The 13,011-nt window shown below is 49.7% G+C and carries 12 protein-coding genes; 5 read left to right on the forward strand and 7 right to left on the reverse strand.

The features are described from left to right. On the reverse strand, positions 1-225 hold a 225-nt coding region (locus tag NTV65_00585; protein MCX6113698.1), incomplete at its 3' end, for a helix-turn-helix domain-containing protein. A 214-nt stretch (positions 226-439) separates the two neighbouring features. On the opposite strand from NTV65_00585, the gene NTV65_00590 reads away from it, so the two are divergent. Next, positions 440-1,012 carry a Fic family protein gene (locus NTV65_00590; protein MCX6113699.1) on the forward strand — a complete coding sequence of 191 codons (573 nt, stop codon included), beginning with the start codon at positions 440-442 and terminating at the stop codon, positions 1,010-1,012. An 866-nt stretch (positions 1,013-1,878) separates the two neighbouring features. After that, positions 1,879-2,379: an ATP-binding protein gene (locus tag NTV65_00595; protein ID MCX6113700.1), complete on the forward strand. Its 501-nt coding sequence runs from the start codon at positions 1,879-1,881 to the stop codon at positions 2,377-2,379. A gap of 89 nt (positions 2,380-2,468) precedes the next feature. Here NTV65_00595 and NTV65_00600 read toward each other — a convergent pair whose 3' ends face one another. Both NTV65_00600 and glmU read right to left on the reverse strand, forming a co-directional pair. Next, positions 2,469-2,618 (reverse strand): hypothetical protein, encoded by a 150-nt coding sequence (locus tag NTV65_00600; GenBank protein ID MCX6113701.1) that lies wholly within the window; start codon positions 2,616-2,618, stop codon positions 2,469-2,471. Next, positions 2,611-3,852 carry a bifunctional UDP-N-acetylglucosamine diphosphorylase/glucosamine-1-phosphate N-acetyltransferase GlmU gene (gene glmU / locus NTV65_00605; GenBank protein MCX6113702.1) on the reverse strand — a complete coding sequence of 414 codons (1,242 nt, stop codon included), beginning with the start codon at positions 3,850-3,852 and terminating at the stop codon, positions 2,611-2,613. Before glmU ends, NTV65_00600 begins: the two co-directional genes overlap by 8 nt. 112 nt (positions 3,853-3,964) lie before the next feature. Here glmU and NTV65_00610 point away from each other — a divergent pair, with 112 nt between their 5' ends. Next, positions 3,965-5,197: an NADP-dependent isocitrate dehydrogenase gene (locus NTV65_00610; GenBank protein MCX6113703.1), complete on the forward strand. Its 1,233-nt coding sequence runs from the start codon at positions 3,965-3,967 to the stop codon at positions 5,195-5,197. A gap of 8 nt (positions 5,198-5,205) precedes the next feature. Next, complete coding sequence (locus NTV65_00615; protein ID MCX6113704.1) at positions 5,206-7,056, forward strand: O-antigen ligase family protein; 1,851 nt, start codon at positions 5,206-5,208, stop codon at positions 7,054-7,056. Positions 7,057-7,477: 421 nt separating this feature from the next. On the opposite strand, the gene NTV65_00620 is transcribed toward NTV65_00615, so the two are convergent. After that, positions 7,478-8,572, reverse strand: a complete 1,095-nt coding sequence (locus tag NTV65_00620) for a glycosyltransferase 87 family protein (GenBank protein MCX6113705.1) — start codon at positions 8,570-8,572, stop codon at positions 7,478-7,480. A gap of 743 nt (positions 8,573-9,315) precedes the next feature. Here NTV65_00620 and NTV65_00625 point away from each other — a divergent pair. Beyond that, positions 9,316-10,104, forward strand: a complete 789-nt coding sequence (locus NTV65_00625) for a hypothetical protein (protein ID MCX6113706.1) — start codon at positions 9,316-9,318, stop codon at positions 10,102-10,104. Between the two features lie 257 nt (positions 10,105-10,361). Here the strand turns inward: NTV65_00625 and NTV65_00630 are convergent, their stop codons facing one another. The 3 genes from NTV65_00630 to NTV65_00640 are packed head-to-tail and all read right to left on the reverse strand — an operon-like array spanning position 10,362 to position 13,007. After that, positions 10,362-11,363 (reverse strand): DUF799 family lipoprotein, encoded by a 1,002-nt coding sequence (locus NTV65_00630; protein MCX6113707.1) that lies wholly within the window; start codon positions 11,361-11,363, stop codon positions 10,362-10,364. Between the two features lie 11 nt (positions 11,364-11,374). Beyond that, complete coding sequence (locus NTV65_00635) at positions 11,375-12,556, reverse strand: hypothetical protein (protein MCX6113708.1); 1,182 nt, start codon at positions 12,554-12,556, stop codon at positions 11,375-11,377. 16 nt (positions 12,557-12,572) lie between these two features. Continuing rightward, on the reverse strand, positions 12,573-13,007 hold the full coding sequence (locus tag NTV65_00640) for a hypothetical protein (GenBank protein ID MCX6113709.1): 435 nt from the start codon (positions 13,005-13,007) through the stop codon (positions 12,573-12,575). Positions 13,008-13,011 lie beyond the last annotated feature (4 nt).

Here is a 13,011-nt window from a genome sequence, read left to right on the forward strand (position 1 = left end):
GTATACGAACTTTCCTATGATGGATTTTAAAAGCTCGTTCTCTCTCTTTAGGCGGCTGATCTCATTGACGTTGACCCCAGTACTGCGCGCTGTGCTCGCAAGCCAGTTGTAGACCGTCTTGACCTGTAATCCGTACTCTTCTGCCACCTCGCGGGCGGTTCGTCCGCTCTGAACCTTGGCAACTACCTCTGCTCCGATCTCCCGTTTCCGACTGATCTTACCCATCTTTGCACCTTACTATATTTAGACTAGGTGTTCAAAATAACGGGTACCTATCATTCCTTTTTTTGAAGCGTATTTCTCCAATTATATTGAAGGTACAGAGTTCGAGGTTGCCGAAGCAGAGGAGATTATTTTCGGCGGGAAAATTCCGTCTCAGCGACCGGCCGATGCTCACGATATTCTGGCGACTTTCCGGCTCGTGGCCGATACCAAATTTATGCAATCCTCCATCACGAGCGCCAGACAATTTATAGAACTTCTAAAAACTTGCCACGCACAGATTATGGGGGGGAGACCCGAAAAAGAACCTGGATCCTTCAAGCAAGTGGCAAATCGCGCTGGGAGCACATTATTTGTTAGTCCGGAGCTTGTGCTGGGGACTTTGGAGCGCGGATTCGAAATTCAACAAAGCATCGCGAGCCCGTTCGGACGAGCGATCTTCATCATGTTTCTGATCTCCGAGGTTCATCCATTTCTGGATGGTAATGGTCGAACCGCTCGGATTTTTATGAATATGCAATTAGTGGCGGCGCATGAGTGTCGCATCGTTATTCCGACAGCGTATCGGGAAAACTACCTGAGCGGACTGCGTGCCATGAGTCATAATCGCCTTGCCAGTACGCTAGTGCGCGTCCTAGATTTTGCACAGCGGTATACGAGTCTCATTCAATGGCACAGTCTTGAGGATGCCAAAAAGATTCTTGAGGAAACAAATGCCTTCCTTACGAGCACCGAAGCTGAAGAGCGGGGGACGCTCTTGCGGTTACCTGAAGGAGCGCGAGAAGTTTAGCAGGGCAGGAAACGGACTGAAATTAGGGGGATTAACGGTACTATGTGGCCTTTTTCAACCCTGCTCGTCAACCCTGCTAGAGCAGATTCAAATCTTCTCCCAAAAGTGAAATTATGGATTCCCTGGCGATTGCCGCCAATCCAGCCATTTGCTCCGGGCGCCGATCTTGTCCCTACCGAACGGATCTCATCACCTTTAAGGCAACGAGTGCCTTCACAGTGGGCATCATTTCAATCAGCTGATCTTCTGAAAGCCCATATCCGGAAGTAAATGCATTCATCTCTCAAGAGAGAACTCCATACGGCTTCGCTACACAAGCTAATTGATAATGCGGGACGGGTGCAGCTATGGCAAATTCTAAATCAAGCAGGACGGTATCGTCATAGTTACCTCTACGAATGCGAGCATTCGCACAGCTCACATCCCATTGGCAAATGCCCGACTTTGCATCGATCGCTCCGCACTGTTCAAATCTCTGCATCAAACTAGCCAAGGCAGATTTGGGTTTCTGGGGAAAGATGACATTCTATGACTCAATCAAATGGGGGGGGGGAAGTTTAAAGCTCGACTTCTCTTCTGAGACAATAGCTGCTTAAATCCCAACTTTTCATATACAGACGGCGCGGTTACCACGCCTCCTAAACACAACAGAGCCATCCATGCTGCGGGCTTTTACCCACTTACTAAACTAGATTAGGCTTAATCTCAAATTTAATTTTCGGTATTTATTTGGGACTGTTGCCTAGAGAGTAACCCCGTACCAATGCCCAACAACTTACCAAGAAACAACATACGAGTGGATTCATGAGCGGTATCGAGATAAGTATATAAAGTAAACGTTTTAGTCATACGTATAGTAGGAAGATATGGTTAGCTCAAGTCGAGACAGTGAAAGCAAGCATGTATATCTGTTACATGGGTTTATCGGATCCGGAAAAACAACTTTCGCAAGAATTTTAGCTAAAGAGGTAGTAGCTATGCGACTTTCGCATGACGAATATATGATGCTTTTATACGGTACAAATCCTCCCGAAGACCTCTTCCGGGTATACTATGATCGCGTTACAGAGATGATTTGGAAAATCACGGTAGATCTTATTCAGTTGAATATCCCAGTCATTCTCGACTTTGGATTTTGGACCAAGGAGTCTCGCCTAAAGGCAATCGAGCGGGTTCATCAGATAGGCGCCGAGCCTCATCTATATGCAATGGAATGTAATCCTGCCACCATGAAGGATCGCTGCCTGAAGCGCAACCAGTTAGAAGGGGATACTCTTTTGATTGACGAGCCGGCTTTTGACAAGTTCTTTAAGTTTTATGAGCCGATTTCAGAGGATGAAAAGCCAGTCTTTATTAAGACAGATTAAAAAGCGAAAAGCACATGCCTCGTTAGGATTAGGGTGAACAAAGCCATAGCACAGGTGCTTTACCGTCGAAGCCTAGGGTGCTTCCTTTTTTATCTCCCTTTTTTATCTTCCCTCTGTTCACGCCGCAGCTTGGCCCATCCCTCTTTGTTCTCCTGCTTCGCGCGACCTAGCCCGAGGGCGTCCTTAGGAACATCGCGGGTGATAACGGAGCCAGCAGCAACTAGCGCGCCCTCACCCACCGTTACAGGGGCGACCAGACAGGAGTTGCTGCCGATAAAGGCGTTTTTTCCGATGATTGAGTGGTCCGGCTCCGATATTTGCCCCTTCTCCAACCGAGCAGTCCCCCAGGTAGCTTAGATGCGAGGCCTTTGCGCCAGCCTGTAGGGTTACGTTCTTGGTCTCAACGAAGTTTCCGATACGAACCTCTTGAGCAAGCACGGTTCCGGCGCGCAGATTAGCAAAGGGGCCGACAGAGGAGCCATCACCGACCGAGCATTGCTCAAGGCGCGAGCCGAACTTTATAACGACATTAGCAGCGATAGTCGCATCGATGATTAGGCTAGATCCCTCGATTAAAACGGAGCTGCCAATAGAGGTCATGCCCCGCAACTGCACGTTGGGGCCGATTCTGGCGCTAGCGGCTATAGTTACGGTCGCATCGAGATAGCAGGTATGGGGATCGTCAAAGATAACACCAGATTCAGCAAGCTTTAAGATCTCTCTACGAGCAAGCACCTCGTTAACACGAACGAGATCCGCAGGACTATTTACCCCAGCGGCCTCTTCGGCCTCGCTCAACGGAAAAGCCACAACGGTTTGACCCTCCTTGGCGGCCTTCTCAACTATATCGGTTAGGTAGTACTCACCCTGAGAGTTCTTGTTTGAAAGCCCCTCGACCGCCGGCTTTAAAAAAGAGGAGTCCACCGCATAGAAGCCCGAGTTTACCTCGCTAATCAGTAGCTCCTCAGGCGAGCAGTCCCTGGCCTCAGTGATGCGAACGACCTGCGCAGGGGTCCCAGCCCGGATAATGCGGCCGTAGCCGTTTGGGGGCGGGGCCTGAAATGAGAGCATGCTTAGGGTTGCGCGTTTAAAGGAGTGGAATTCAAGGAGGTGCTTAAGGGTCTCGGGGGTAAAGAGGGGGTGGTCGGCGTAGGTCAGGATAACCGTACCCTGAAAGGAGGCGAGGGCAGGTAGTGCAGCGCGCACGGCATCACCCGTACCAAGCTGCTGCTCCTGTAGGACGTACTCAATCGAGTGGCCGTGGGCGCTGGGGCTATTACGGAGGTGCTCCTCAAGCAGTTCACGCCTATGACCGACAACAATCACGGTTTTTGACGGCTTTAGGGGCGCTAGTCCGAATAGAACGTGGTCAATCAGGGCCTTTTCACGGGTTTGGGTCAGCGCCTTGGGTAGGTCGCCCCCCATCCTCTTGCCTACACCGGCAGCTAATATAACGCAGCAGATCTTATCCATATCACCCAGATCCTAGCATGGAGTGGGGGCGCGAAAAATAGCGTCGTTTCAAGGACTTTTATCGGCCCCCTAACCCTGCTATTTATAGAGTTAAGAAAACAAAGGGTTCCATATGAGAGCGAAAATTAAAGTTGAAAGTCCGATTGTCGAGCTTGATGGCGATGAGATGACGCGCATTATCTGGCAGATAATTAGGGAGAAGTTGATCCTGCCATTTCTCGACATCGATATTAAATACTTCGATCTATCTATCCAGAATAGGGACGCTACGAGCGACAAGGTCACGATTGATTCCGCCGAGGCGATTAAGGAGTACGGGGTTGGCATTAAGTGCGCCACCATTACGCCGGACGAGGCGCGTGTCGAGGAGTTTCATCTTAAAAAGATGTGGCGCTCACCTAACGGCACCATTCGTAACATCATAGGGGGCACAGTTTTTCGCGAGCCGATTATCTGTAAGAACATTCCGCGTCTGGTTCCGAACTGGACCGAATCGATAGTCGTTGGACGGCACGCCTTCGGCGATCAATATAGAGCCACAGATTTTATCGTGCCTGGTAAGGGAAAGCTTACGATGCGCTTTAAGCCCGAAGGGGGCGGGGATGTAATCGAGCACGAGATCTTTAACTTCCCCGGCAGTGGTATCGCGATGGGGATGTATAACCTGGATGAATCGATTGAGAGCTTTGCTAGAAGTTGCTTGAGCTACGGATTGTCCAAAGGTCTTCCGACATACCTCTCAACTAAAAATACGATCTTAAAGGTTTACGATGGACGCTTTAAGGATATATTTCAGGCGATATATGAGGCGGAGTTTGAAGATAAGTTTAAAAAAGCGGGGATTGAGTACCAACACCGCTTAATAGACGACATGGTAGCCTACGCCATGAAATCAAAGGGTGGATTTCTCTGGGCCTGTAAGAACTACGACGGAGATGTGCAGTCGGATTCGATTGCGCAGGGCTTCGGCTCCCTTGGGCTAATGACCTCGGTATTGATGACCGAGGATGGTCAGACGATTGAGGCTGAGGCAGCGCACGGCACCGTTACGCGGCACTACCGCCAGTATCAGCAGGGTAGGGAGACCTCGACGAATCCGATCGCCTCTATCTTTGCCTGGACAACTGGTCTTAAGTACCGCGGAGAGTTCGATAGAAACCTTGCGCTAATAAGCTTTGCAAAGGCGCTCGAAGAGGTGTGCGTTGATGTTGTCGAGAGCGGCAAGATGACGAAAGATCTAGCTGTTTGCATACACGGAGACGGCGTTAAGCGTGAGCACTACCTAAGTACCGAGGAGTTCTTGGAAGAGATTGCAGAGGGGATTTCACAGCGTATGACGCATTAGCGCATAATATGCTGCTGCTAAGCCTGATTATAGAGCCGTTACTTTATCTTAGCATGGCCGAGTATCGGCTATTTAGTGCGGCACTGTTCGGTCTCTGCGTTGCGGCGCTAGTTGCTTTGGCGAGACCATCCGGTGTTACTATGAGGGTGCTCGTCGGTCTTCCAAGTAATTGGGCAGCGCTACCCCTAGGCATCTCTATCCCACTACTCCCAGTACTTGGATCGCAAGGCGTTATCCTAGCGGGAGTGCTGCTGCTCGTTCTGTGTGCAGATATACACGCTACGCTACGCAGGCTGCTCTGGGCGGCACCAGCGATAGCCTTTCTAGCGGGGAGCGTAATAATAGAGACCCTTACAGCGCTTCATCTACAGGATACATCTCGCGGATTCTTTGGAGGCATTACGCTAGATTCCTTGGAGCGCATCCTCGATATAGCTAGATCTCTCTTTGAGAGTGAGGTGACAACGTGGGGGCTCTTAACGCGCGTAACCCTTTTTGCGCTCCTACTGCAAGCTCTGAGCTATAACAGGGAGCTGCGAAATAGTTTTGCAAAGGGGGTTCTTATCGGCTGCACAGTTGCGGCAGGTGGCGCGCTACTTAACGGAGTAGGATTAAGCCCAAATGAGAGCGAGTTCTGGACCAAAATTAATCGCATCTCTAGTACCTTAAGCGATCCAAACGCACTGGGAGTCGTTATGGCCCTAGCACTTTGGATAGATATGCTTGGGTGCTCGCTCTTTGCTGCGCAGTCAAAGGCGCGCAAGGGCTGGCTTCTTTTAATCACCGTTGCTGGGCTTCTCTCAGGGTCGAGAACATTTATCCTCTCACTACTACTACTTGTGTTCTTTGTCGTAGCTAAGAGAGAGCGTCGTGTCGCAGTGGGGCTAGTTGCCCTCGCGGTACTTGGGTTTATCGTGCTTAATCTAGTCAGCCTCTTTTTTGAAGGGCTCTCTCCTAGCATAGCATTGCTGCCCATGCCCGAGGGTGTGCGTAGAGTTATCACCACCCTTACAATATCAGAGTGGAATGAGGCGTTCTTCAGCCGCTCCATTTTTACGCAGCTTAATATGGCTTTTATTAAGAGTGCTCCGTTCTTTGGCAGCGGGGCCGACAGGTTCCGAGATTATGCGCCCCTTATCTCTGAGCAGTACAATTTGGGCCTAGGAAGCTGGGTCGATAATGCAAATAACCTCTATCTCGGAATAGTTTCGGAGCTCGGTATCTTCGGCGTAATTGCAGCACTCCTTGCTGCCTATGGGCGAAGAGTGTTGAGGGCAGGGCCGCGCCTTGCAGGTGCTGCGTTAGCTACATTGGGGATAATCTTTATAACTGGACCGCACGTTGACTTTCCAGAGGTGCTGGTTTTGGTAGCGCTTGTTTTGGCGTTATGTACAGAGGCTACAAGCTTATCTCGATTGACTCGTGTCGGTGTGGTCGCTCTGTTTGTTGCGGGAGCTTTTGGAGCTATGGTGCACGAAAGTGGGGTCTACGGCTGGCGAGTACGTGAGGAGCAGAGTGAGAGGATACTGGTGCGGTGGCTTACGCACAATGCAAGGATAAATCTTCCGTGCAAACAGATAGCAGGGGGCTCTGAGGCCGTTATTACCCTGCGCGCTAAATATATACCGAGCTCAGCCCCCCTTAAAGTAACGGTATCCACAGGGAGCGATGCTGGCAAAGATGAGCAGACCCTTGAGCTTCGCTCTAGTCAGGATTCTCAGGTAAGGGTGCGCTGTGCCGAACTTAGCAAGGAGGTTGGTGTTGCGGTATTGACCCGCCCAGCCTGGAGCCCCTACCGCGCATCGCCAGGAAGATCCAACGATCGGCGGATCTTGGGGGTGGAGCAGGTTCTTGACTAAATAATAAGGGCTCTTCGGATTTTCGAGCGGGTAAATTTCCTGAATAGATAGCTCTGGTAACATGCAAGTGCACACCTTTAAAACGTTAGATCATATCGATCTTGTTGGAGCATTGAGATCTTTGGCTTCCGCAACTATTAGGCGAAGCGCTGGGAGCGCCATTCTCTAAAACGGCTAGGTATAAATGCTCAAGAAGGCGATCTTTTTTATGGCCGGCTAGATACCTTCGTCCGTGCGCCCACAACGCAGTAAATCAGAATTGTATAAGTCCGTTTTCGCCGAGTTCGCATTGGTAAGTCACATTGGTACGAGGTCACGACCATTAAGTTAAGGACTCAAGCGCCCACAAATCGTATTTAGTTACCCTGCGATCAAGCTGAAATTAAGCCTGATTAGAGTGCGGCTATGCTGCCCACCTCTCTTAACTTAATGGCCGTGGGTACGGGGTTACTTTTGGTTGTAAAAGAAGAGGGGGAAGAAGGATGCTTCTATATCTTAATAGGACCGGGAAGAGGAGGAGTACAAAAAGAACTTCAATGTTGAGGATAAGTGCTCCAGAAAGCATGAGAGCAAGGATAACCCATACTCTGAGAATTTGTTCCTCTCTATGTTTATCCATAAGGACAAATATCTGCTCCATAAGAAAAGGAAAGAGGAGGATATAATCATGAGACCATGCGTATGGTGCAAAAAATAGAGAGAGGGGAACGACTCGCAGCAGGATAGTATTAGCGAGATCTTTCTCTTGGCACCTAAGCGCAACTACTGCTCCAAAAAAAATGCCAAGCCCGACTCCAATTCCTCTCAGTGATGAGAAGTTACATAGATGTGCCAAGATATCGAAGAGCGAAGAGGAGATAATCTGAGTGTCTGCGGCACCATGAGGAGAATTAAAGACCCGTGTCACTATAAACTGAAAATCGAATGGAAAAAGTGTGTAAGAGAGCCCGCCCTGAAGGAGGGCACCTAGGAGTAGTCCAATGAGTAGTTTGATTCTTCGATGACGTATAATTTCTACCAATAAAAAACCATACAGAGCGCACCAGAGATGTGGTTTTATTAACATGATAGAAAAAAAAGATCCCGCAAGAAGCGATCTTCCCTGCGACAAAAATCGAAGGCCCGCGAGTACGCTAATAAAAGGAATCCAGCTGAGTTGAACGAAGAAGATTCCTTTAATAAGTGGCACGAATGCTATAGAAAAAAAGAGCGCCTTAGATGGAGACATCCAGGGAGGCTTTACAGAGACCGTATCAAGTGAATTAAGGAGCGCTTTAAGCGACCCCACGATGCTCACAAAAAGGAGCGCGATAAGCGATCCTGTAAAGGGGAGAGACCCAAGGATGTAAAAGAAATAGAGGCTCCAAGGAGGGTAGGGGAAGGGAACTACTACTTTATCTAGAGGATACCCGATACTGATGAGCGCTGATTGATATTGCTCTAGGTCGTAGGGATTGCCTCCGTTGTGAAGGAGAAGGCCTACCGCATAGAAGAAGTAAAAATCATAAAAAAGCATACGCGAACAATATAGGAGGTTTAAATTGGCGCAGCAATTAATTTTATTTCTTTTACTTAGCTAAAGGATAAAGGATAGGAAAACCAATCGCTTTTTTAAATAATTGGTACGGGAGTACTACCATTAAGTTAAGGACTCAAGCACCCACAAGTGGTATTTAGTTCCCTCGCCACCAAGCTGAAATTAAGCCTGATTAGAGTGCTGCTATTCTGCCCACCTCTCTTAACTTTAGTGATAATTGGGATAATTGGTGCGGGGTTACTTCTGGCCCATCAACCGCGCAACATCGTTTCACCACAATTCATAACTCTCAGATAGGAAGGTTGCCGATCTATTGCCCTAGTTTTGCTATTAACCAAGCTCTGGGGAGTGTGTTTTGCAGCGGATCCAGATCTTAATGAGTCGGACAGCCATAGCTCCGATCTTATTACCAGCCCCTAGCAAGATTAGGGCTGGTTTAATCAGCCGCAAAACAGCGCTGTATGTAACTAGGTATAATATTCGCTGAGTTGTAATGCACGCAGGAAAAGGTCCAGGTGGAAAGGGCTAAATCCAGCTTCTGTTAAGCCACCTGTGCTTAACCTCAAAAATATTACCAATAAAAAATAGATCGGGGGCTTCCCCTCCGAGCTACAACTCACCAGTAGGATATAGAAATAGTGCACAATCACCGCCGGTAATCCTAAAGAAATCCTTCTAATCTGCCGACCAAAAAAATATGCTGGTCGTAGGGAGATGATTCTATGAGCACACTAGAGAACAAAAAGGGCCCCGGGGCTGAAGGGCCTAGCAACCTTGCAGCTGCGAATCTGCCATCAGGCGAGCGGCCTTGGGAGGTAGTAGCCAAGGAGCTTGGCAGGAACTTTCTTGGGCCCGCTGATTGGAGGAGCGGGTTTAACGTGGACGTGGGCGTGGTTCCACCGATACCAAACTCCCTCACCCAAGCGCTATTAAACTCAGATTGTCCGATAGAGCCCGGCAAGCAAATTAAGGATACGCACATTCTTGTTCTTATTCCTAAGATGGTTAATGGAGAAGAGTACAGTGCGCTTAAGTTGTACGAGCTTTGTTCTACAAAAAAGGGCCCTGGGAATAAGTTGGTTGATGAGCGTTATGGTTCATGGAAGGAGCAATCATGGGCATCCATTAAGCAAATTGTAAGTGAGTGGGTGCTGATATCGAAGAGAGATCCTGATCCGAGTAATGTTTCTACCGAGAGGCACTTTAGGGATAAAAATATAGCGCAGCAAGATAAGGTGCATAAGACATACTACCCCGAGTACCGGGAGGTAAGGGCGGTAGAGCTTATGACAGCGGTGTTACTGTTCGATCTGGTTATGGTTAATCAAGAGAGATTGTTGCGCGACTGCTTGCTTCGCTGCGAAGAACCAAATGCTTCTGGCGGCCGCGTCTGCGTCGGCACTTTTAATCATGGCTTGGGGGCCCGCGATTTCAGCGGCGTCAGCGCCAATGTCCTTGGTAATGACTATTACCGCATCGGTCGAGCTCTTGCCCGGGAGTTAAAAACTTGATGCGCGGTTCTTGGATTATTGCCCCCCTCCGAGCTGCAACTATAAGGATAAGCCCTGGGAGCACCGTTCTCCAGCGTCAAGTCTCACCAAATAGGGCATTGAGCTGCCGCAGATTGCTAAAGAGGTAGCAAGGTACCTCTTAATTAGATTTGTTTTATTGGCTTGCCTTGGGCCAGCATGAAAAATGCTGAGTTTCTATGATTTTAGCCATTCGCTTAATCATGATTCGATATTGTCTGCCAAAAAAGAGGCGTATGTCAATAGCGAACGGCGGTCTTAGCTAGCTTCTGAGAGGTCGATCGACCGAACTGATCCGTTAGTGAGATCGTTACGTATTGCCCCTTAAATGAATCAATCGCCAGTGGAACAAACTCTCCGATATAGTGCCCAGGCGCTCGCTCGGTCAGGGGAATTCCGAGAGCTACGCTCCCGATAGAGAAGGCCCCCAACTGCCCAGGGGTGCCAAATGCTATTACCACTAACCGTCCACCGGAGGGGATTAAGCCCGTGCGGGCATCGTGAGCAGAGGCTATGATGGCGGGTGGAGCTGTTTTTAGGAACTCAGGGCGGTTGCGATTTGAAAGGGGCTTAATTGCGTTGTCAGCAACCTCGCGCGCAACGTTTTGAATAATCTCATTGTCGAGTCCCTTAAGGGGCTCTAGCACTAGGTTAGAGAATCCGGTGGGACCCTTCGTTATACCACGACTATCGGAGTCCTGCGCTTGAACCTCATACAGGATCTTGCCGGTGCGGGCCGAGACAAGTTTAAGATTTAGCCCGACCGTCGCAGTAGCCTGAATGCCGTAGTAGCTGCGATCCCAGGTTGTAACCTTGCCGTACAGTACCGCATCACACGAGAGTAGCTTCCCGCATAGCTCGGCAGGATCTGCGGCGAATACCTTAGCGAGATCGACCTTAAGGGGTGCAGTCCCTTGGATCTCAAAGCCGTTATGTAACAGGTCAGCTTCGATTACAGCCGGGGTGATAACATCAAGTGCGGCGCTCGCTAACTCGGATTGAATAAGAGACTGCATAAATTGGGCGGGGGTCTCGCTCTGCTTTGATGAGATTAGAGCAACGTTGTCGACCAATAGATCCTGCTCCTCCTGGACTAATTTACCCTCTGAATCGAGCTGCGCAAAGGGCAGGACCGCTATCCGGATCGGCTCGGAGGGGTTAAAGTTAAGGGTCGAGGTGTATGTTCCGCTGCACCCTGCAACGAGTAGAAGTAAGGGGAAAAGATAGCGCTGGATTAACATGCTTAAAGCTCCTACTTGTTTGTAATTTTAAGCGGGACTGGAAGTGAGGGGATTCCGCCGAGACCAACCGTTACGACCTCAATCTGTTGCGCCCCTAGTGGTAGGGACGAAGTTGATGAACTTAGATCGGCTACCTTCTCGTAGGGACCAGCTGGGGAGGCCGCCTTGAAGAGCATGATCCTTTCAGCGGCGCACTGAGCGATCTTCTCTGAGCACCCAGCATTATTAGCGCTAGAGGAGCTCCCCACCTGAGTACAGAGCAGCTTCAGCTCACCCGAGGAGGCTTGCAGGCGATTATCTAGGATGCAGGGGGGGCTAGTTGGTAGGGTGATGTTCCGTTTGATCGAGGTGCCGAAGGCGCTGCGTAGCTCTAGTGCAGCGGGATGCGATGGATCAGTGGCGACAAGACTCGAGAGATTCTCACAGTATAAGCCGGGAGATCCCTCACGCAGCCCCGTTCGATTCTTGCCCATGATAAGGTACGCAAAAGAGGCCGGGGTTCCATTGGCGCAGATTCGGTAACTTGTAGGTGAAATCCATTCAGTCGAAGCGGAGTTAAGCGCGATGGTTATCCCCTCCTGTGCTGCAAGGATAACGGGGCTTGATGGAGCCGGCAGCTGTTCAACGATAGTTTGAGAGAACTTTGCCGCGAGGTTCTCAAAGACTGCATCGCCACTATTTTTTACCTGCGAGATAATACCCTGAATGAGTTGCCCAGACTGGAACAGTATCCCGCCCTGTTCATTTTGGGAGTGTTTAACCGATACCAGCTCCCGATCTGCTGGGTCACGTACGATTATCTCTCCGGAGAGCTCGTTATAGTAGCCGGCGATAAAGTTACTGCGTGAAAATGAGGCGAGGTTAAGGGTCACAAAGCCGTCAATAAGATAGCGCTGAGATAGCTGCCCGCGCTCGGGACAGGCGGGTGTTGAACAGGTGCTGGATACAGCACGCTCTTCGACAACTATAAAATTATTATTTCTAAGTTCGCTCGTTAGAGCCTGTCGCACTAGATCCACCCGCTCGCGGGGGATCTCTCCGGAGTAGTCAGAGGGCAGGAGCGCGATACTTGATGGTAGTGTGCCCCCCTTGGGAATACTTGAACGAACCGTGGGCCCACAGGCAGAGAGGGCGAGGAGGGGCACAAGGGTGAGTAGCGCAGGTATTCTGAGGCTCTTGTTACCGTAGCTCATATCACTCTTTTTTTCTTTACTTAACGATGATAGCGCCCTTAAGACCGAGAGGCGCCTGCTTTAATCCATAAATGGTAAATGGGTAGGTTCCTGCATCGTGAAAACATGCGCTTGCAAAATCCTTCTGAGCGATGGGACGTACCGAACGGATAACGCCATCCTCTCCGATCTCTAGGTTCTCTGAGGAGCAGTGCGTAGCACTTTTGCCAAAATCAAGATCTATGGTTATGAGGGCATCCGTTGAATCATTAAGAAAGAATACAATTCCATCCTCTTTCTTCATTTCAAGCGTTTTTGGCAGAAGGCCTACGTCGCTAATCTTAATTATCTGGTTCTGACTCTCCGGCAGGGTAAAAGAGGGGAGCTGTTCATCTGCCGATAAGCCAGAGGTCGGCATGTAACACAGAACGCCACACAGGATAAGCGAGGGTAGGGCGAGGTAAGTTCTCATCCCA

It is taken from the genome of Pseudomonadota bacterium, assembly GCA_026390555.1.
Lineage (GTDB): Bacteria > Bdellovibrionota_C > UBA2361 > UBA2361 > OMII01 > OMII01.

What these genes read in the sequence shown, in the direction of transcription:
- NTV65_00590 (MCX6113699.1), top strand. Translation starts at nt 440, where the DNA reads ATGCAATCCTCCATCACGAGCGCCAGACAATTTATAGAACTTCTAAAA.
- NTV65_00595 (MCX6113700.1), top strand. Translation starts at nt 1,879, where the DNA reads ATGGTTAGCTCAAGTCGAGACAGTGAAAGCAAGCATGTATATCTGTTA.
- glmU (MCX6113702.1), bottom strand. Translation starts at nt 3,852, where the DNA reads ATGGATAAGATCTGCTGCGTTATATTAGCTGCCGGTGTAGGCAAGAGG.
- NTV65_00610 (MCX6113703.1), top strand. Translation starts at nt 3,965, where the DNA reads ATGAGAGCGAAAATTAAAGTTGAAAGTCCGATTGTCGAGCTTGATGGC.
- NTV65_00615 (MCX6113704.1), top strand. Translation starts at nt 5,206, where the DNA reads ATGCTGCTGCTAAGCCTGATTATAGAGCCGTTACTTTATCTTAGCATG.
- NTV65_00620 (MCX6113705.1), bottom strand. Translation starts at nt 8,572, where the DNA reads ATGCTTTTTTATGATTTTTACTTCTTCTATGCGGTAGGCCTTCTCCTT.
- NTV65_00625 (MCX6113706.1), top strand. Translation starts at nt 9,316, where the DNA reads ATGAGCACACTAGAGAACAAAAAGGGCCCCGGGGCTGAAGGGCCTAGC.
- NTV65_00630 (MCX6113707.1), bottom strand. Translation starts at nt 11,363, where the DNA reads ATGTTAATCCAGCGCTATCTTTTCCCCTTACTTCTACTCGTTGCAGGG.
- NTV65_00635 (MCX6113708.1), bottom strand. Translation starts at nt 12,556, where the DNA reads ATGAGCTACGGTAACAAGAGCCTCAGAATACCTGCGCTACTCACCCTT.
- NTV65_00640 (MCX6113709.1), bottom strand. Translation starts at nt 13,007, where the DNA reads ATGAGAACTTACCTCGCCCTACCCTCGCTTATCCTGTGTGGCGTTCTG.